The 19,154-nt window shown below is 71.6% G+C and carries 19 protein-coding genes; 14 read left to right on the top strand and 5 right to left on the bottom strand.

The features are described from left to right. Positions 1-4 precede the first annotated feature (4 nt). The 6 genes from ubiG (at position 5) to FQY64_RS01640 (ending at position 5,844) form a co-directional block, all read left to right on the top strand. A complete protein-coding gene (gene ubiG / locus FQY64_RS01665) occupies positions 5-709 on the top strand; it encodes a bifunctional 2-polyprenyl-6-hydroxyphenol methylase/3-demethylubiquinol 3-O-methyltransferase UbiG (RefSeq protein ID WP_146471964.1) in 705 nt (234 codons plus the stop codon). After that, the gene (locus FQY64_RS01660) at positions 694-1,383 is read left to right on the top strand and encodes a phosphoglycolate phosphatase (RefSeq protein ID WP_146471963.1); all 690 of its coding nucleotides are present in this window, start codon (positions 694-696) and stop codon (positions 1,381-1,383) included. Before ubiG ends, FQY64_RS01660 begins: the two co-directional genes overlap by 16 nt. Further along, on the top strand, positions 1,380-2,096 hold the full coding sequence (locus tag FQY64_RS14990; RefSeq protein ID WP_146471962.1) for an isoprenoid biosynthesis enzyme family protein: 717 nt from the start codon (positions 1,380-1,382) through the stop codon (positions 2,094-2,096). The genes FQY64_RS01660 and FQY64_RS14990 overlap by 4 nt, the downstream gene beginning before the upstream one ends. Positions 2,097-2,248: 152 nt before the next feature. Continuing rightward, positions 2,249-3,172 (top strand): GTP cyclohydrolase FolE2, encoded by a 924-nt coding sequence (gene folE2 / locus FQY64_RS14985; protein WP_146471961.1) that lies wholly within the window; start codon positions 2,249-2,251, stop codon positions 3,170-3,172. A 72-nt stretch (positions 3,173-3,244) separates the two neighbouring features. Further along, positions 3,245-4,909, top strand: coding sequence for a GGDEF domain-containing protein (locus tag FQY64_RS01645; RefSeq protein WP_186760823.1), 1,665 nt, complete (start codon positions 3,245-3,247; stop codon positions 4,907-4,909). Further along, positions 4,906-5,844 (top strand): hypothetical protein, encoded by a 939-nt coding sequence (locus FQY64_RS01640; RefSeq protein ID WP_229814966.1) that lies wholly within the window; start codon positions 4,906-4,908, stop codon positions 5,842-5,844. The genes FQY64_RS01645 and FQY64_RS01640 overlap by 4 nt, the downstream gene beginning before the upstream one ends. A gap of 13 nt (positions 5,845-5,857) precedes the next feature. Here FQY64_RS01640 and FQY64_RS01635 read toward each other — a convergent pair whose 3' ends face one another. Further along, positions 5,858-6,688 carry a M23 family metallopeptidase gene (locus tag FQY64_RS01635; protein WP_146472010.1) on the bottom strand — a complete coding sequence of 277 codons (831 nt, stop codon included), beginning with the start codon at positions 6,686-6,688 and terminating at the stop codon, positions 5,858-5,860. Positions 6,689-6,841: 153 nt separating this feature from the next. After that, positions 6,842-7,060 carry a membrane protein insertion efficiency factor YidD gene (yidD, locus tag FQY64_RS01630; protein ID WP_146471959.1) on the bottom strand — a complete coding sequence of 73 codons (219 nt, stop codon included), beginning with the start codon at positions 7,058-7,060 and terminating at the stop codon, positions 6,842-6,844. 106 nt (positions 7,061-7,166) lie between these two features. On the opposite strand from yidD, the gene dksA reads away from it, so the two are divergent. Then, positions 7,167-8,201, top strand: a complete 1,035-nt coding sequence (dksA, locus tag FQY64_RS01625; protein WP_146471958.1) for an RNA polymerase-binding protein DksA — start codon at positions 7,167-7,169, stop codon at positions 8,199-8,201. Positions 8,202-8,557: 356 nt separating this feature from the next. Here the strand turns inward: dksA and FQY64_RS01615 are convergent, their stop codons facing one another. Genes FQY64_RS01615 through cysS form a run of 3 tightly spaced genes read right to left on the bottom strand, consistent with a single transcriptional unit; the run spans position 8,558 to position 11,651 of the window. Then, positions 8,558-9,802, bottom strand: a complete 1,245-nt coding sequence (locus FQY64_RS01615) for an MFS transporter (protein WP_146471957.1) — start codon at positions 9,800-9,802, stop codon at positions 8,558-8,560. Next, on the bottom strand, positions 9,799-10,236 hold the full coding sequence (locus tag FQY64_RS01610) for a SufE family protein (RefSeq protein WP_146471956.1): 438 nt from the start codon (positions 10,234-10,236) through the stop codon (positions 9,799-9,801). Before FQY64_RS01610 ends, FQY64_RS01615 begins: the two co-directional genes overlap by 4 nt. Before the next feature lie 29 nt (positions 10,237-10,265). Then, the gene (gene cysS / locus FQY64_RS01605; protein ID WP_146471955.1) at positions 10,266-11,651 is read right to left on the bottom strand and encodes a cysteine--tRNA ligase; all 1,386 of its coding nucleotides are present in this window, start codon (positions 11,649-11,651) and stop codon (positions 10,266-10,268) included. Positions 11,652-11,767: 116 nt separating this feature from the next. On the opposite strand from cysS, the gene FQY64_RS01600 reads away from it, so the two are divergent. The 7 genes from FQY64_RS01600 (at position 11,768) to argC (ending at position 19,103) form a co-directional block, all read left to right on the top strand. Next, a complete protein-coding gene (locus FQY64_RS01600) occupies positions 11,768-12,199 on the top strand; it encodes a hypothetical protein (RefSeq protein ID WP_229814967.1) in 432 nt (143 codons plus the stop codon). Between the two features lie 255 nt (positions 12,200-12,454). After that, positions 12,455-13,492 carry an N-acetylornithine carbamoyltransferase gene (locus tag FQY64_RS01595; RefSeq protein WP_146471954.1) on the top strand — a complete coding sequence of 346 codons (1,038 nt, stop codon included), beginning with the start codon at positions 12,455-12,457 and terminating at the stop codon, positions 13,490-13,492. Positions 13,493-13,542: 50 nt separating this feature from the next. Beyond that, complete coding sequence (locus FQY64_RS01590) at positions 13,543-14,778, top strand: argininosuccinate synthase (protein ID WP_146471953.1); 1,236 nt, start codon at positions 13,543-13,545, stop codon at positions 14,776-14,778. A 363-nt stretch (positions 14,779-15,141) separates the two neighbouring features. Further along, positions 15,142-16,233, top strand: a complete 1,092-nt coding sequence (locus FQY64_RS01585; RefSeq protein WP_146471952.1) for an acetylornithine deacetylase — start codon at positions 15,142-15,144, stop codon at positions 16,231-16,233. Positions 16,234-16,283: 50 nt separating this feature from the next. Further along, the gene (locus FQY64_RS01580; RefSeq protein WP_229814969.1) at positions 16,284-17,549 is read left to right on the top strand and encodes an acetylglutamate kinase; all 1,266 of its coding nucleotides are present in this window, start codon (positions 16,284-16,286) and stop codon (positions 17,547-17,549) included. A gap of 2 nt (positions 17,550-17,551) precedes the next feature. Continuing rightward, on the top strand, positions 17,552-18,160 hold the full coding sequence (locus tag FQY64_RS01575) for a GNAT family N-acetyltransferase (protein WP_146471950.1): 609 nt from the start codon (positions 17,552-17,554) through the stop codon (positions 18,158-18,160). Continuing rightward, on the top strand, positions 18,153-19,103 hold the full coding sequence (gene argC / locus FQY64_RS01570) for an N-acetyl-gamma-glutamyl-phosphate reductase (RefSeq protein WP_146471949.1): 951 nt from the start codon (positions 18,153-18,155) through the stop codon (positions 19,101-19,103). The genes FQY64_RS01575 and argC overlap by 8 nt, the downstream gene beginning before the upstream one ends. Positions 19,104-19,154 lie beyond the last annotated feature (51 nt).

Raw genomic sequence — 19,154 nt, 5'->3', positions numbered from 1 at the left:
CGCCATGACCCCTGCCAACGTCCGCCAGACGGAGCTCGACAAGTTCGCCGCGCTCGCGCATCGCTGGTGGGATCCCGAAGGCCCGCAGAAGCCGCTGCACGCGCTCAACCCGGTGCGCCTGCGCTACGTCGCCGGGCGCGTGCCGCTGGCCGGCGCGCGCGTGCTCGACGTCGGCTGCGGCGGCGGCCTGCTGAGCGAGGCGATGGCGCGCGAAGGCGCGCAGGTCACCGCGATCGACCTGGCGCCCGAGCTGGTGAAGATCGCCCGCCTGCATGGGCTGGAGAGCGGGGTCAAGGTCGATTACCGCCTGCAGTCGGTGGAGGACATCGCCGGCGAGATGCCGGGCGCGTTCGATGCCGTTGCCTGCATGGAGATGCTCGAGCACGTGCCCGATCCGGCCTCGGTGATCCGCGCCTGCGCGCGCCTGCTGCGGCCGGGCGGGCGGCTGTTCGTCTCCACCCTCAACCGCACCCCGGCGGCGTTCGCGCTCGCCATCGTCGGCGCCGAATACGTCGCCCGCCTGCTGCCGAAGGGCACGCACCGCTACGAGGACTTCATCCGTCCGGCCGAGCTCGCGGCATGGCTGCGCGAGGCCGGGCTGCAGCTCGAGGACGTCAGCGGCCTGCTGTACGAGCCCTGGCGCCACGCCGCCCGCCTCACCCGTCGCACCGACGTCAACTACCTGGCCACCGCATGCAAGCCCGTCTGAAACCCGGCGCCCGCTTCCCCGACGTCGCCCTGTTCGATCTCGACGGCACGTTGCTCGACAGCGCCCCGGACATGCTGGCGACGGTGAACGCCATGCGCGCCGAGCGCGGGCGCGGCCCGATCGCGCTCGATGCGCTGCGGCCGCACGTGTCGAAAGGCGCGCGCGCGATGCTCGCGGCGGCGTTCGCGGACGTGGCGGTGGAAACCCGCGAGAGCTGGGTACCCGAGTTCCTGGCGGTGTACCAGCGCGAGCTCGGTCGCCACGGCGCGCCGTTCGACGGCGTCGAGGCGATGCTGGGCGCACTGGAGGCCGCCGGCAGCCGCTGGGGCATCGTCACCAACAAGCCCGAGTACCTCGCGCGTCTGCTGCTGCCGCTGCTGGGATGGCAGTCGCGCTGCGCGGTGCTGATCGGCGGCGACACGCTGACCGCGCGCAAGCCCGACCCGCTGCCGCTGACCGTGGCGGCCGAGCGGCTCGGCGTCGCGCCGTCGGCCTGCGTGTACGTCGGCGACGACGAGCGCGACATCGTCGCCGCGCGCGCGGCCGGCATGCCGTCGGTCGTGGCGCTGTGGGGCTACCGGCTGGCCGAGGACGACCCGATCGCGTGGCAGGGCGACGTCATGATCGACACGCCGGCGGCGCTGGCCGATCCGGCGAGGTGGCCTGCGCGATGAACGCCGCCGGCGCCCCGTCCGCGCCCGATCCGGCGCTGGCGAGCTTCCTCGACAAGTGGCGCGGACGCTGGCCGGAATGGCCGATCGCGGAGGTGTTCGTGCCGCCGCCGCACCGCCAGGCGGCTCTCGCCTGGGCCACGCTGCTGCAGGAGCTCACCGACGCCGCGTGGGGCGGGCGCGACGCGCGCCCGGGCGAGGCCAAACTGGCTTGGTGGCAGGAGGAACTGCAGGGCTGGTCGGCAGGCATGCGCCGGCATCCGCTCGCGCTGGCGCTGCAGCGTCTGCCGGCGCCGTGGGCGGCGCTCGCCCAAGCCGTGCCGGCGCTGGCGGAGAGCCGGACGCGCGCCCACGACGCCAGCCAGGCGCTGGCGCTGTTGCAGCCGTTCGCCGAAGCGGCCGCGCAGGCCGAGGCCGCGTTGTTCGACATGCGTCCCGCACCGGAGGCGCTCGCGCTGTCGTTGCTGTACCTGCGGCTGGCGCATCATCCGGACGATGCCGTGCCCGTGCGCTGGAGCCTCGATCACGGCGACGGCGCCCGCGCGGCCTGGGCGCGCGAGCTGCACGATCGCCTGCGCGCCCAGCGCGCCGCACGCCCGCGCGGCATCTGGCTCCGCCTGTCGCAGGCGCGTCTGCGGCAGCCGGACCCGGCGCAGCCGCTCTCGCCGCCGCGCGCGCTCTGGTCCGCCTGGCGCGGCGCGATCGCGCGCGGCTGAACGCCGTCCTTTTCCGCCAGGAGCGGCTACAGCCGCGACCCCGACCCCCGCGGACTGAACGTTCCCGCCGTGACACCGGCCCGCCGCTCGACGGCCGGTACAATGCGCGTCCCGCTCGGCCGGCCGCAGGGCCGCCGCCTCCAGGAACCGACGTGACCCAGGCCCCCACGCCCCGCTCCCTGCCCGACGTCGCCGCCGACGCGGTCGCGTTGGCGCGCCCGCTGGACTGGGTCGGCATGGCCAACCTCGCGTTGCCGGTCGCGGTCGCGACGGGGCAGGGCGGCACGGTGCGGGTGGCCGCCTCGGCCGACGTGGCCGTCAACCTGCGTCGTGCCGAGGCGCGCGGCATCCACATGTCGCGGCTGTACCTGGCGCTGCAGGACGCGTTCGGCGATGAGCCGATGACGCCGGCCGGCCTGCGCCGCGTGCTGCAGACGCTGGTGGAGACGCAGGGCGAACTGTCCGACGCCGCGCGCCTGACCCTGCGCTTCGAGCACCTGCTGCTGCGTCCCGCCCTGGCCAGCGCGCATGCGGGCTGGAAGCGGTATCCGGTGGAGATCGACGCCCAGCTCGTCGGCGGACATCTGAAGCTGGCGTTGCGGGTCGCGGTCGATTACTCCAGCACGTGTCCGGCCTCCGCCGCGCTGTCGCGCCAGCTCAACGCCGAACGCTTCCTCGCCGATTTCGCCGCCGCCCGCCCGCTGTCGCCGCCGGCGGTCGCCGAGTGGCTGGCCTCCGAGCGCGGCCTGGCCGCCACCCCGCACGCGCAGCGCAGCCGCGCCGACGTGCGCGTCGAGCTTCGCCCGTGCTTCGACGAGCTGCCGGTCACCGCACTGATCGACCGCATCGAGCAGGCGCTCGGCACCCCAGTGCAGACCGCGGTCAAGCGCGAGGACGAACAGGCCTTCGCCCGCCTCAACGCCGACAACCTGATGTTCTGCGAGGACGCCGCCCGCCGCGTCGCCGCCGCGTTGAGCGGCGACGAACGCGTCGAGCGCTTCGAAGTCGAGGTCGCGCATTTCGAGAGCCTGCACGCGCACGACGCCGTGGCACGGGTGAGCGGGCGTCGGGCCTGACGTCCGGCGATGGCCGTTCGCGCTAGGATGGCCGTTGGGGAGGGGAGCGTGCTGGGGACATTTCCACGGTTGATGCGCGCGGCACTGGCGTTGCTGCTGCTTCACGCGGCCGGCATGGCGGCGGCTGCCGGCGCGACGGTGCAGGTGGACCGTCTGGACGAACCGAGCGCGACTGCCGCGGAGGTGGTCGCTGGCCTGCACGATGCGCGCTTCGTGCCCGCCGAGAAGCCCGCCGTGATCCAGCAGCGGGGACCGAGCGCGGTCTGGTGGCGCGTGCGGAGCACGGTGCCGAGGCCGGCCGCGAGCGAGCCGCATCTGCTGCTGCTGTCGCCGCGCCATACCGTGGTCGAGGCCTGGGTGCCGGGCCGCGCGACGCCGACGCGGCACGCGTTGTACGGGCGCGATTCGGACCCTCGCCATTCCACGCGCGCGCTGGTGGTGCCGCTGCCCGACGGGTTGCAGCCCGGCCAGCCGATCTACCTGCGCGTCACCATGCCAAGCCCGGTGCCGGTCAAGATCGCCATCGAAACGCGCGCGCAGGTCCAGGAGGGCGACCTGCGCCACGCCGCCTGGCGAGCGGCCATCCTCGCCGCCACGCTTGTGCTGGTCGTCCTGGCGCTCACCTACTGGATCGGAGTCGGCGACCGCAGCTTCGTGTATCTCGCGCTTCTGCTGCTGTTCGTCGTGCTGTTCAGTGCCGGCATGGGCGGTGAGCTGCGCGCCGTGCCGGGCCTGGGCCGCCTGTTCGGAAGTGGCCCGCAGCCGGCACGCGTGGCCGCCGCTGCCGGTTTGGTCGCCTCCTGCCTGTTCTTCCGGCGCTACCTCGACCTGCAGCAGTACGCGCCGCGCCACGACCGGCTGTTCGCGTGGCTGACATGGATTGCCGTCGGCCTGACGCTGGCGAATCTGGTGTCGCCTTCTGCCCTGAACGTGCCGGTGTTCAACGCCGTGCTGCCGGTCGTCGCCCTGGCCGTGTTGTCGGCGTCGCTGACCAGTCTGTGGGCAGGCAATCGAGCCGCACGCTACCTCACGGTCGGATGGCTGCCGGTGCTGGTGACGATCAGCCTGCGCGCCGCGCAGCCGTTCGGCCTGCTGCAGGACTGGACAGGCATCGACCAGATGATTTCGGTCAGCTACGCCTTCGGCGGCGTGCTGCTGACCATCGGCCTCTCCGACAAGCTACTCGAGCTGCGCCGCGACCGAGACGAGGCCAGCCGGCGCGCGACCTTCGACGCGCTCACCGGCGCCTACACGCGGCATGCGATCGACGGCCGCCTCGCCCAGGAGGTGGCCGATGCCGAGGCCAATGGCCGACCGCTGTGCGTGGCCTTCGTCGACATCGACCACTTCAAGCGCATCAACGACACCCACGGCCACAACGTCGGCGACCAGTGCCTGCGCTACGTCAGCCTGCGTATCCGCAACGTGCTGCGCGGCAGCGACGTGCTCGCGCGCTACGGCGGCGACGAGCTGCTGGTGCTGATGCCGGACACCACGCTGTCGGAAGCGGGGCGCATCGCCGAACGCATGCGCGAGGCGGTGGCGTGCCGCCCGCTGGCGCTGGACGACCTGCGGCTGCCGAGCACGCTCAGCATCGGCGTGGCCGAGTACGTCCCCGGCGAGGGCGTCGAGCGCCTGCTCGAACGCGCCGACGGCGCGCTGTATCGCAGCAAGAGCGCGGGGCGCAACCGCGTCAGCGCGCAGGAATCCCTGGAAGCCACCGGAGAAGCGACATGACGTCCTGCCCGAATCCCGAAGCGCCCGCCGCCTCGTCCCGCGATCCCATGCCCGGCGACGTGCTGCTGATGCTGGGCGAGGGCCCGCTGTCGGCGCTGATCGCCTGGTGCGGCGACAGCATCTACAGCCACGCCGCGCTGGTGGCCGACGATGGCGATCTGATCGAGGCCGCGGCGCACGGGGTCCGGCGCTATCCGCTCATGCAGCGCCTGAACGACCACGACAATTACCCGTTCGTGGACCTGTTCCGTCCTCACGACGCGGACGGCCGGCCGCTGCCGGATGGCGATCGCGCCGCGGTCCTCGCGCACGCCGTTTCGCTGCTGGGCGTGCCGTATCCGCTCGACCGCCTCGCCACGCTCGGCGTGCTGGTCGCCGTGCGCGGCAAGCTGCCCTCGCACTGGCTCGCGCGGCTGGTGGTGCGCGAGGCGCTCGATCATCTGGTGCGCAACGATCCCTCGCACATGGTCTGCAGCGAAGTGGTCTACCGCAGCTTCGCCGAGTGCGATGCGCAACCGCGCGGGCGGCTGGCGCCGACCGTGGTGCTCGAACCGCGCGGCACCGCGCCGTTTCCGAAAATCGACTGGAAGGCGCTGTGGGACGAGGTGTGGCCGCTGCTGCATCCCAAGCGCAGGCAGGCGCTGGCGGCGGTGGCCGCGCAGACCGGCGGCGAGGCGGCGGAGCGTGTTGCGACCGCGGCCGACCTCGCACCGGCCGACGACGAACTGGCAGACAGCCTCGCGGCCGCGCGCGCCCGCCTGGGCCTGTCCGCATCCGCCGCGACGCCGATCCTGGCAGCCACGCCGCCGCTGCCGGTGCCGAATCCGAATCCCAAGCTGGTCACGCCGCTGGATCTGGCAAGTTCGCCGTCTCTCATGCGCATCGGCCGCCTGAGCGGAGCGGCATCGCCGGTGCCGGCGGACGCGGTCGGCTGAGCGCAAGGCGCGCTCAGCGCGCGCCGCGCTCCAGCACCAGCAGCGGATCGATCCGCACCTCGAACCAGTTCATGCCCCAGTGCAGGTGCGGACCGGTCGCGCGGCCGGTGGCGCCGACCGCGCCGAGCGTCTGCCCTTGCTCGACGCGCTGGCCCACCCGCACGTCGATCCGCGACAGGTGCAGGAAGTTGGAGCTGACGCCGAAACCGTGGTCGAGCACCACGGTGCCGCCGGTGAGATACAGCCCGGGATCGGCGAAGGTGACGATGCCGGCTGCCGGCGCGCGCACCGGCGTGCCTTCGGCGGCGGCGATGTCCATCCCGGAATGCGGCGCGCCGGGCACGCCGTTGTAGACGCGGCGGTGGCCGAACCGGCCGCTGATGCGGCCCTCGACCGGCCACACGAACGGTTGCAGGAAGTCGAGCCGGTCGTCGTCGCGCTCGCGCGCCGCCGCCACCCGCGCCTGCTCCTCGCGGATACGCGCGGCGATCTCCGGCGGCGGTTCGACCGTCTGCGGCGGCACGCCGTCCACGCGCTCTTCCGGCCATTCGCGCGGGCGCACGGCAACGTCGATGCGCTGCGGCGCGCCGTCGGCGGGTTCGATGACGACGCTCAGCGGTTCGACGGCATCGCGCGCCACGCCGAACACGAACGTGCCGTCCGGGCCCACCCGCAGCGGCCGTCCCGCAAGCAGCACGCGGCTGCCGGGTGCGGCGCGCCCGACCACCAGCGCGCCCTGCGGCGCCTCGTCGGGCAAGGTCGCCACCGGCCGAGCCGAGGTCGGAACCTGCGTGGAAGGGGCGGGCGCGACGCTCGCACAGGCCGCGAGTCCTACCGCCAGCATCGCGGCGAACGGCGCGCGCACGGGATTCTTTCGGGCCCGCAAGGCACGCATCGCGTCGCCACGCTCGCCCGCGCAAACCGCGTCGACGTGGCGGGAAGCGTGCCCGTCGGGCTGCAGGCGTTCGGCGCGCGATGCGGACGGCATGCGTCGGCCTCAGGGAGGCGGCACGGGATCGTGCCCGCCCGGATGCAGCGGATGGCAACGCAGGACGCGGCGCGTCGCCAGCCAACCGCCCTTGAGCGCGCCGAAACGGGCGATCGCCTGCATGGCGTATTCCGAGCACGTCGGGTGGAAGCGGCAGCGCGGACCGAGCAGCGGACTGAGCGCGCGCTTGTAGGCGCGAAGCAGAAGAATGAGCAGTCGCCCGATCACGATTCGTTCATGCCGCCAAGCTTCTGATCGCGGTTGCCGCAGGTGCCGCGGCAGGGTATAACAGCGCGCTTTCCCGTCACAAGGGAACAAAGAGGAAACGCCTCTCGTGGCAGCCAAGAAGACCGCAAAGAAGCCTGTGAAGGCCGCCAAGAAGGTCGCCAAGCCGGCGGCGAAGAAGGCGGCTCCTGCCAGGACCGCAGCCAAGAAGCCGGCCGCCAAACCGGCGGTCAGGAAGGCGGTGTCCAAGCCGGTCGCGAAGAAGGCGGCCAAGCCGGCGGCGAAGAAGGCCGCACCCGCCAGGAAGGCCGCACCCGCCAAGAAGCCCGTTGCGAAGAAGGCCGCGCCGGCGAAGACGGTCAAGAAGGCCGTCGTCGCTGCGAAGGCTGCACCGGCGCCCGCACCGAAGAAGACCGCGGCACCGGCCGCCAAGGCCGCCCGGCCGACGCCGGCGGCCAAGTCCGCGAGCCGCCCGGCCGCGCCGGCGCCGGCGAAGGCGCCGACCGAATCCAAGGCCGCCGAGCCGCGCAAGGTCGAGGCCCAGGCCGCCCGGAGCGCGCCGGCCAAGGCGCAGCCCGCCAAGGCGCCGAGCGCGCCCGCGGTGGCGACCAAGCCTGCGGCTGGCGTCCCCACCAACGGCCGTGTCGCGGTGGCGGTCGCCGCCCGACCGGCCGAACCGCAACCCAAGACGAAGTACAAGGTAGTGCCCTACGAAATCGACGAGGCCACCGGCCGTCCCATCCTCCCGTCCGGATACAAGCCGAGCGCGGACGAGGAGTACATGAATCCGCTGCAGCTCGAGTACTTCCGCCAGAAGCTGCTGAACTGGCGCGCCGAGCTGGTCGAGGAGTCCAAGCAGACCATCGAGAATCTCAAGGACGAGGTGCGCGACGTCGGCGACGAGGCCGAGCGCGCCACGCGCGAAACCGAGAACTCGCTGGAGCTGCGCACGCGCGACCGTTACCGCAAGCTGATCGCGAAGATCGATTCCACGCTCAAGCGCATCGACCTCGGCGATTACGGCTACTGCGTCGACACCGGCGAGGAGATCGGTCTGGACCGCCTGGAAGCGCGCCCCACCGCCGAGCGCACCATCGACGCGCAGGAGCGCTGGGAGCACCTGCAGAAGCAGATGGGCGACTGAGCGCCGCGTTGCGCTGCACACCCGAGGCCCCGCCGCATGGCGGGGCTTTGGTTTTTTGGGAGTCGGGAATCGGGAATCGGGAATCGGGAATCGGGAGTCGGGAGTCGGGAATCGGGAATCGGGAATCGGGAATCGGGAATCGGGAGTCGGGAGTCGGGAGTCGGGAGTCGGGAGTCGGGAGTCGGGAGTCGGGAGTCGGGAGTCGGGAGTCGGGAGTCGGGAGTCGGGAGTGGGGAGTCGGGAGTCGGGAGTCGGGCGGAAGTCGCATCGCCGTCGCCCCGGCGAAAGCCGCGGCCCATTTTTTCGTGCCGCTGGGCGCTTACGCAGCGCTCAGGATGGCCGGGCCGGCGCTGCGCTCAATGCAGCTCGCGCAGATCGAGCCGGCGCAGGCGCGGCACGCGCCAGGCGGTGACGGCCACCACCAGCAGCGTCATGCAGCCGCCGAACACCACCGACGGCACCAGGCCGAGCAGGCGGGCGGCCACGCCCGATTCGAAGGCGCCCAGTTCGTTCGAAGAGCCGATGAAAATGCCGTTGATGGCGGCGACGCGACCGCGCATTTCGTCGGGCGTCGCCAACTGCAGGATGGTCGAGCGGATCACCACCGAAACGCCGTCGAACGCACCGGATAGCGCAAGCAGCAGCATCGACAGCCACAGCTCGCGCGAGAGCGCGAAGCCGATGATGCTCAGGCCGAAGCCGGCTACCGCGCCGAGCAGCAGACGCCCGGCATGCCGCTGCGGCGGATGCCGGGCCAGCCATAGGCCGACCAGCACCGCGCCCACCGCGGGCGAGGCGCGCAGCAGGCCGAGCGCCTCGGGGCCCGCGTGCAGCACGTCGCGGATGAACGCGGGCAGCAGCGCGACCGCGCCGCCGAACAGCACCGAGAACATGTCCAGCGCCTGCGCGCCGAGCACCACCGGCTGGTTCCACACGAAGCGAAGCCCCTCGCCGATGCTGCGGAAGACGGGAGCGCGCTGCAGGGGGATCGGCGGCTCGGTCACCCGCAGCGAAACGATCGCGACCGCCGCCGCCACCGCCAGCGCGGCCGCGGCGCCATAGGCCACCGTCTTGCCGCCCCATGCGATCAGGACGCCGCCGAGCGCGGGGCCGGCCACCAGCCCGCTCTGCATCACCACACTGCCGATGCCCGCGCCGCGCGCGAACTGCGCACGTGGCAGCACGCGCGCGAACAGCGAGGTGTAGACCGGCGCCAGGAACGCGCGCACCACGCCGTTGAGCGCGATCGCGGCGTACAGCGTGAACGTGCCGAAGGCGGGCACCAGGCCGGCCGCCGTGGCCATCAGCAGCAGCGCGGTCGCGGCGAGGCCCAGACAGGCCGCCATGCCGAGCTTGCGCCGCGGCAGGTGGTCGACCGCGTAACCGGCGAACAGCGCGCAGCCGATGTAGGGAATCACCTCCGCCAGTCCGATCAGGCCGAGCGACAGCGCATCGCGCGTGAGCTCGTAGATGTGCCAGCCCACCGTCACCGCGACGATCTGGTAGGACAGCATCGCCAGCAGGCGATAGCCCAGCAGTCCGAGAAAGCCGCGGTTGCGGAGCGGGGAGAGGGCGGGAGCGGCTGTCGCGGCCTCGCTCACAGCCGCGCCTGGGCCTGCTCGCGGATGTGGCGCAACAGTGCGGCCAGGCCGTTGCTGCGGGTGGGCGAGAGGTGGCGCGCCAGTCCGATGTCGGCGACGAAGGTCGGTTCGGTGGCGAGGATCTCCTGCGCGCTGCGGCCCGAGTACACGCGTAGCGCGAGATAGATCAGGCCGGACACGATCGCCGAATCGCTGATCGCATGGAACACCAGGCGTGCGGCATCGCCCTCGGTGACGATCCACACCAGCGATTGGCAGCCGTGCAGGCGGTTCTCCTCGATCTTCCACGCCTCCGGGAACGGCGGCAGCTTGCGGCCGAGGTCGATCAGATACTGATAGCGCTCGGCCCAGTCGCCGAAGAAGGCGAACTCGTCGCGGATGGCCGCCTGCGCCTCGGCGGCGCTCGGTTCGAGCGGGAACGGCGTGTCGTTCATCGTGGATGCGCAGCGCGGAGACGATGCGTTCATGCGCGACGCCAGCGTACGCCCTGCGGCGTGTCCTCGAGGAGAATGCCCTCGCCGGCGAGCTGCTCGCGGATCGCATCGGCGCGGGCGAAATCGCGCGCCTTCTTGGCGGCGGCGCGCTCGTCGATCAGCGCCTGGATGCGGGCGTCGTCGTCCTGTGCGCCGCGCGCGAACCACGCCGCCGGGTCCTGCTGCAGCAGGCCGAGCGCGAAGCCGCCGGCGAGCAGTTCGCGCTTCAGGCGCGCCCTGTCGTCCGCGCGCTCCGCCTTGCGCGCGTCGGCGGCGATGCGCGACAGCTCGGCGAGCGCGGCGGGCGTGTTGAGGTCGTCGTCCAGCGCGGCGTCGATCGCCGGAGGAATGTCCGCGCCGGAGACCGCGGGCACGGCGACGTCCGCCAGATCGCGCAAGGTGCCGTACAGGCGGTCGAGCGTGCGCACCGACTGCTCGATCAGCGCATCGGACCAGTCCAGCGGCTGCCGGTAGTGGGCGGACAGCAGCGCATAACGCAGCGCCTCCGGCGGGTGCGCGCGCACCAGGTCGTGCACGCGCTGGATGTTGCCGACCGACTTCGCCATCTTGGCGCCGCCGAAGGTCAGCATGCCGTTGTGCAGCCAGAACCGCGCGAACGTGCGCTGGCCGTGCGCGCACTCGCTCTGCGCGATCTCGTTCTCGTGGTGCGGGAACTGCAGATCGACGCCGCCGGCGTGGATGTCGATGGTCTGTCCGAGGTGCCGTGCCGCCATCGCCGAGCATTCGATGTGCCAGCCGGGGCGGCCGCGGCCCCAGGGCGAATCCCAGCCCGGCAGGTCGTCGGTGGACGGCTTCCACAGCACGAAGTCGCCGGGGTCGCGCTTGTACGGCGCGACCTCGACCCGTGCGCCGGCGAGCATTTCCTCGCGGTCGCGGCGCGAGAGCTTGCCGTACTCCGGAAACGAGGCGACCGAGAACAGCACGTGGCCCTGTTCGACGTACGCATGCCCCTGGTCGATCAGACGCTGGATCATCGCGATCATCTCGGCGATGTGCGCGGTGGCGGCCGGTTCGACGTCGGGCGCGAACGCGCCGCTCACGCCGAGGGCGGCCATGTCCTCGCGGTAGGCGGCCGCGTAGCGGTCGGTGATGGTCGAGATCGGCACGCCCGCTTCCGCGGCCGCGGCGTTGATCTTGTCGTCGACGTCGGTGATGTTGCGCGCGTAGACCAGCGCTCCGTAGCGGCGCCGCAGCAGCGCGGCCAGCACGCCGAACACCACCGGTCCGCGCGCGTTGCCGATGTGCACGTAGTTGTAGACCGTGGGCCCGCACACGTACATCGTCGGCCGGCCCGGGTCCTGCGGCGCGAACGGCTCGATGCGGCGGGTCAGGCTGTTGTAGAGATGCAGGGCCATCCGGGGGCATCGCGTGAGGGGCGTGAATTGTAGCCAACCGTCCCCTGCACAGCCGGGGTTCAGACCCGCGCGCCGGCGTCACTTACAATTTCTGAACACTTCGTCCGGGCGCCAGGATGATCCGCCACCGCATCGCCCTCGTGGTTTCGTTGTCCTGCCTGTGGGGCGGAGACGCGGCCGCGCAGAGCACGGGCACCACGGTCGTGCCCGCCGAGAACGTGCGATACGACTACGCGCAGGTGATGCGGGTCACCCCGGTCTACCAGACGCTGCGCGCCACCGCCATGGAGGAGCGCTGCGATCCGCCGGCGGGCGAGGACGACGAATCGCGCTTCTCGCGCGTGGTCGACCGGGTCAAGAACGCGCTGGCGCGCGAGGAACGCAAGCGGCGCACCTGCAAGCAGGTGCCGGTCGAACGCGAGTACCGCCGGCCGATCGCCTACGACGTCGATTACGTCTACCGCGGGGTCAAGTTCCGTTCGCGGCTGGCCGAGGACCCCGGCAACCGGTTGCGCATCCGCGTGTCGGTCACCCCGGTGCCGCGGTGAGGCCTCGCTTGCATCGCGCGTGTCCGCATGCGAGCATCGCCGCCCTCATGAACGCCCACTACGCCGACGCCGAGATCGTCACCTCCGCCTGGATGGCGGCGGGCATGACCTCGCGCGCGCGCCGACGCAGCCGCACACCGGCTGGGTAAGCGGCGCTCGCCGCACGTCGTTGCACTTCCGACGCCCAGCCCTCGCGCTGGGCGTTCGCGTTTTCTGCGGACCCCGGCGCTTCCGATCCCGAAGTCCGGAGCCGCCATGAAGCATTTCCTCAACACCCAGGACCTGAGCCGCGCCGAGCTCGACGCGCTGCTCGCGCAGGCCGCCGCGTTCAAGCGCACGCCGTTCGGCAACGACCTCAAGGGCCGCGCGATCGCGCTGGTGTTCTTCAATCCCTCGATGCGCACGCGCACCAGCTTCGAGCTGGGGGCGTTCCAGCTCGGCGGCCACGCGATCGTGCTGCAGCCCGGCAAGGACGCCTGGCCGATCGAGTTCGACGCCGGCACGGTGATGGACGGCGAGGCCGAGGAGCACATCGCCGAGGTGGCGCGCGTGCTCGGTCGCTACGTCGACCTGATCGGCGTGCGCGCGTTCCCGAAGTTCGTCGACTGGGCCGAGGACCGGCAGGACAAGGTGCTGCGCGCGTTCGCCAGGTACTCGCCGGTGCCGGTGATCAACATGGAGACGATCACCCACCCGTGCCAGGAACTGGCGCACGCGCTGGCGCTGCAGGAGCACTTCGGCACCACCGACCTGCGCGGGAAGAAGTACGTGCTCACCTGGACCTACCACCCGAAGCCGCTCAACACCGCGGTCGCCAACTCCGCGCTCACGATCGCCACCCGCCTCGGCATGGACGTGACCCTGCTGTGCCCGACGCCCGACTACGTGCTCGACGAGCGCTACATGGACTGGGCGGCGCGGAACGTCGCCGAGAGCGGCGGCTCGCTCACCGTCAGCCACGACATCGAGAACGCCTACCGCGGCGCCGACGTGGTCTACGCCAAGAGCTGGGGCGCACTGCCGTTCTTCGGCCGCTGGCAGGACGAGAAGCCGATCCGCGACGCGCACAGGCACTTCATCGTCGACGAGCGGAAGATGGCGCTCACCAACGATGCCGTCTTCAGCCACTGCCTGCCGCTGCGCCGCAACGTCAAGGCCACCGACGCGGTGATGGATTCGCCGGCGTGCATCGCCATCGACGAAGCCGAGAACCGGCTGCACGTGCAGAAGGCGGTGATGGCTTGGCTTGCTTCGCAAGCCGGGAAACGGGAATCGGGAATGGGGAGTCGATGACAGCCACCCCGGCCCCCGCCCCACGCTGACACTTCCTCCAGAGATTGCCCATGTCTTCCACTCCGATTCCCGATTCCCCATCCCCGATTCCCGTCCACAACGACATCGTCCTCGCCTTCTCCGGCGGCCTCGACACCAGCTTCTGCATCCCGTACCTGCAGGAGCGCGGTTGGCGCGTGCACACGGTGTTCGCCGACACCGGCGGCGTCGATGCCGACGAGCGCGCCTACATCGAAGCGCGCGCGCAGGAGCTGGGCGCGGCCTCGCACGTCACCGTGGACGGCGGGCCGTCGATCTGGAACGGCTTCGTCAAGCCGTTCGTGTGGGCCGGCGAGAGCTACCAGGGCCAGTACCCGTTGCTGGTGTCGGACCGTTACCTGATCGTCGAGGCGGCGCTGGCGCGCTGCGCCGAGCTCGGCACGCGCGCGATCGCGCACGGCTGCACCGGCATGGGCAACGACCAGGTCCGCTTCGACCTCGCGGTGAAGGCGCTGGGCGACTACGAGATCGTGGCGCCGATCCGCGAGATCCAGAAGGAACACACCGAGGTGCGCGCCTACGAGCAGCGCTACCTGGAAGAGCGCGGCTTCGGCGTGCGCGCCAAGCAGAAGGCGTACACGATCAACGAGAACCTGCTGGGCGTGACCATGTCCGGGGGCGAGATCGACCGCTGGGAAGCGCCGGGCGAGGGCGCGCGCGGCTGGTGCAAGCCGCGCGCGGAATGGCCGATGCAGCCGCTGCGCGCGGTGCTGACGTTCGAGCGGGGCGAAGCGGTCGCGCTGGACGGCCTGCGCATGCCGGGCCACGAACTGCTGGCGAAGCTCAATGCGATGTTCGCGCAGTACGGCGTCGGCCGTGGTCTGTACACCGGCGACACCACGATCGGCTTGAAGGGCCGGATCGTGTTCGAGGCGCCGGGCCTGACCGCGCTGCTGGTGGCGCATCGCGCGCTGGAGGAGGCGGTGCTGACCAAGCAGCAGAACCGCTTCAAGCCGGAGGTCGCGCGCAAGTGGGTGGAGCTGGTGTACGAGGGCTTCTTCCACGATCCGCTCAAGGCCGATCTGGAAGCGTTCCTGGCCTCCAGCCAGCGCTGCGTCAACGGCGAGGTGGTGCTGGAGACGCACGGCGGCAGCGTGCAGGCGGTGGAAGTGCGCTCGCCGCACATCCTCAATGCGCGCGGCGCCACCTACGCGCAGGCGGCGGACTGGGGCGTGGCCGAGGCCGAGGGCTTCATCCGCCTGTACGGCATGAGCTCGACGTTGTGGGCGGAGGTCAACCGCAAATGAGCGGGCGAGTTGCGGCCTGGCGTGACCCCCTCACCCCGACCCTCTCCCCCAACGGCGGGGCCGTTGGGGGAGAGGGGGTGTTCGTGCGCGGCGGGAAGTCCCGTCGTTCGGGCAGCCCCTTCGTTCCCCTCTCCCCCGCGTGCGGGGGAGAGGGCAGGGTGAGGGGGCGCGCGCCGCAGGCGCGCGTGCATGCGTCGGCGGTGGCGGCGTCGCGTGGCCCCCTCACCCCAACCTTCTCCCCCAACGGCGGGGCCGTTGGGGGAGAGGGGGTGTTCGTGCGCGGCGGGAAGTCCCGTCGCTCGCTCGGCCGCTTTGTTCAAGCACGCGGGCGGTCGAAGTATTCGCTGCCACGGAGCGTCCGCCATGCGGGCTGAGGTGCTCCGCCATCTCGAAGCGCTGGTGGCGTTCGACACCCGCAATCCGCCGCGGGCGATCGGCACCGGCGGCATCTTCGATTACCTGCGCGCGCACCTGCCGGGCTTCCGCTTCGACCTGCGCGACCACGGTGCCGGCGCGGTATCGCTGCTCGCCGTGCGCGGTGCGCCGACGCGGGTGTTCAACGTGCACCTGGACACCGTGCCGTCGTCCGAAGCGTGGACCGCCGACCCGCTGCGCCTGCGCGTGCACGGCGACCGCGCGATCGGCCTGGGCGCCTGCGACATCAAGGGCGCCGCCGCCGGCCTGCTGGCGGCCGCCGCGGCGACCGAGGGCGACGCCGCGTTCCTGTTCTCGACCGACGAAGAAGCCAACGACGCGCGCTGCATCGCGGCCTTCCTCGCGCAGGATCATGGCTTCCGCGAGGCGATCGTCGCCGAACCCACGCGCGGCGAGGCCGTGCTGGCGCACCGCGGCATCAGCTCGGTGCTGCTGCGCTTCCGCGGGCAGGCGGGACATGCCTCGGGCGCCGATGCGCTGCGCGCGAACGCGCTGCACCACGCGATACGCTGGGGCGCGCGCGCGCTCGATGCGGTCGAAGCCGAGGCGCATCGCCGCTTCGGCGGTCTCACCAGCCTGCGCTTCAACATCGGCAAGGTCGAAGGCGGCATCAAGGCGAACGTGATCGCGCCCAGCGCCGAGGTGCGCTTCGGGTTCCGTCCGCTGCCGTCGCACGACATCGACGAACTGCACGCGCGCTTCCGCGCCTGCGCGGCGCCAGAGGCGCTCGAGCGGTACGAGGAAACGTTCCGTGGCCCGCCGCTTCCCGCCGGCGATGTCGCCGAAGCCGAGACGCGCCGGCTCGCCGCGCGCGACCTCGCCGACGAGCTCGGCCTGCCGGTCGGCAATGCGGTCGATTTCTGGACCGAAGCCTCGCTGTTCTCCGCCGCGGGGCTGACGGCGATCGTCTACGGGCCGGGCGACATCGCCCAGGCCCACACCGCCGACGAGTGGGTGGCGCTCGACCAGCTCGAACGCTACGCGCACTCGCTCGTCCGCATCCTGGGTGAACGCACGTGACGCAACACAAGATCCAGACCCGCCAGACCATCGTGCGCCTGCTCTCCAGCATGGCCAGCGCGAAGGAGATCTCGCAGTACCTCAAGCGCTTCTCGCAGCTCGACGCCAAGCGCTTCGCGGTGGTGAAGGTCGGCGGCGCGGTGCTGCGCGACGATCTCGAAGCGCTGACCTCCTCGCTCGCGTTCCTGCAGGACGTCGGCCTGACGCCGATCGTGGTGCACGGCGCCGGGCCGCAGCTCGACGAGGAACTGGCCGCCGCGGGCATCGAGAAGCGCACCGTGGACGGCCTGCGCGTCACCACGCCGGAGGCGCTGGCGGTGGTGCGGCGCGTGTTCATCGCGCAGAACCTCAAGCTGGTGGAAGCGCTGCAGGCGAACGACACGCGCGCGACCTCGATCGTCGCCGGCGTGTTCGAGGCCGACTATCTCGACCGCGACATCTACGGCCTGGTCGGCGAGGTCAAGCGCGTGCACCTCGGGCCGATCGAGGCCAGCCTGCAGGCCGGCTCGATCCCGGTGATCGCAAGCCTGGGCGAAACGCCGCAGGGACAGATCCTCAACGTCAATGCCGATTTCGCCGCCAACGAGCTGGTGCAGGTGCTGCAGCCGTACAAGATCGTGTTCCTGACCGGCACCGGCGGCCTGCTCGACGGCGACGGCCGCGTGATCGACTCCATCAACCTGTCGACCGAGTACGAACATCTGATGGCGCAGCCGTGGGTGAGCGGCGGTATGCGGCTGAAGCTGCAGCAGATCAAGGACCTGCTCGACCGCCTGCCGCTGACCTCCTCGGTGTCGATCACCCGCCCGGCGGAGCTGGCGAAGGAGCTGTTCACCCACAAGGGATCCGGCACGCTGGTGCGCCGCGGCGAGCGCGTGCAGCGCGCGACGTCGTGGGACGAGCTCGACCTGGAGCGCATGCGCCGGCTGATCGAGTCGGCGTTCGGCCGCCGTCTGCTGCCGGACTACTTCGAACGCACCCGGCTGCTGCGCGCCTACGTCAGCGAGAACTACCGCGCTGCGCTGATCCTGACCGAGGAGAGCGGCTTTCCGTACCTCGACAAGTTCGCCGTGCTCGACGAGGCGCAGGGCGAGGGCCTCGGCCGCGCGGTATGGCAGGTGATGCGCGAGGAGACGCCGCAACTGTTCTGGCGTTCGCGCCACGGCAATCCGGTGAATCCGTTCTACTACGCCGAGTCGGACGGCTGCATCAAGCAGCCGCAATGGAAGGTGTTCTGGTACGGCATCGGCGCGGTCGACGCGGTCCTGCATTGCGTCGAGCACTGCCGGAAGCGCCCGGCGACCCTGAAGGATTGAGCATGGACACGACCGCCGCCTGGTCCGAACCGCCGCAGCTTCGCGGCGGGCACGTCGCGCTCGAACCGCTGCGTGCCGAGCATGCGCCCGCGCTCGCCGAGGCGGTGCGTGACGGCGAGCTGTGGAAGGCGTGGTACGGCAATGTGCCCGAACCGGACGCGATGGTCGCCTACGTCGAAGCCGCGCTGGTGATGCAGCGCGAAGGCCGCGCGCTGCCGTTCGCGGTGCGCGACGCGCGCGGCGAGGTGGTGGGCAGCACGCGCTTCTACGAGCTCGACCCGCGCACGCCGCGCCTGCACATCGGCTACACGTGGTACGCGCAGCGGGTGCAGCGCACCGGGCTCAACACCGAGGCGAAACTGCTGCTGCTCGGCTACGCGTTCGAGTCGCTGGGCTGTGTCGCGGTCGGCTTCAAGACCAGCGCGCACAACCACGCTTCGCGCGCCGCCATCCTGCGGCTGGGCGCCAGGCAGGACGGCGTACTGCGCAACCACATGCGCCATCGCGACGGCTCGCTGCGCGATTCGGTCTACTTCTCGATCCTCGACACCGAGTGGCCCGTGGTGAAGCGGAACCTTCTCGCCAAGCTGGAGCGGCATCGCCATGGCTGACCCCATCCGCATCGGCATCGTCGGCGCGCGCGGCTACGTCGGCGCCGAGCTCATCCGGTTGATCGCCGGCCATCCCCGTTTCGAGCTGGCGTTCGTGTCTTCGCGCGAGCGGGTGGGGCAGCGCGTGGCGGATCACGTCGACGCCTACCGCGGCGAGCTGCGCTACGACGCGCCCTCGCACGCCGACCTGCCGCGCTTCGGTGCCGATGCGGTGGTGCTGGCGCTGCCGAACGGCAAGGCCGGCGAGTGCGTGGCGGCGTTCGACGACGCCGGCGCGCATCCGGTGATCGTCGACCTGTCCGCCGACTACCGCTTCGATCCGTCCTGGTACTACGGCCTGCCGGAACTCACCCGCGCGCACTACGCCGGCCAGCGCCGCATCAGCAATCCCGGCTGCTACGCGACCGCGATGCAACTGGCGATCGCGCCGCTGTGCGACGCGCTGGAGGGGGCGGTGCAGTGCTTCGGGGTGTCGGGCTGGTCGGGCGCGGGCACCACGCCGTCGGACCGCAACGATCCGGACAAGCTGCGCGACAACCTGATGCCGTATGCGCTCACCGGCCACGTGCACGAGCGCGAGGTGGCGCATCAGCTCGGGCAGACCATCGAGTTCATGCCGCACGTCGCGCCGCACTTCCGCGGGCTGACGGTCACGGTGAACCTACATCTGGCCGAACCCACCACGCGCGAGCAGGCGCTGGAGCGCTACCGCGCCCACTACGCCGGCGAGCGGTTGGTGCGGGTGCAGGAGGACGCGCCGTGGGTGAGCCGCATCGCCGGCCGGCACCATGCCGAGCTGGGTGGCTTCGCGGTATCGGCCGACGGCCGCCGGCTGGTGGTGGTGGCCACGCTCGACAACCTGCTGAAGGGCGCGGCGACGCAGGCGTTGCAGAACCTCAATCTGGCGTTCGGGCTGGACGAGTTCGCCGGGATTGCGGTGTGAATGTTTGGCGCCACGGGTCGACACGGATGAACGCGGACGCCGAGGCATGCG

The sequence above is a fragment of the Vulcaniibacterium thermophilum genome, from assembly GCF_007923255.1.
Lineage (GTDB): Bacteria > Pseudomonadota > Gammaproteobacteria > Xanthomonadales > Xanthomonadaceae > Lysobacter_F > Lysobacter_F thermophilum.
Note: the sequence above shows the minus strand (reverse complement) of the source record. Positions and strands in the feature narration are given on the sequence as shown.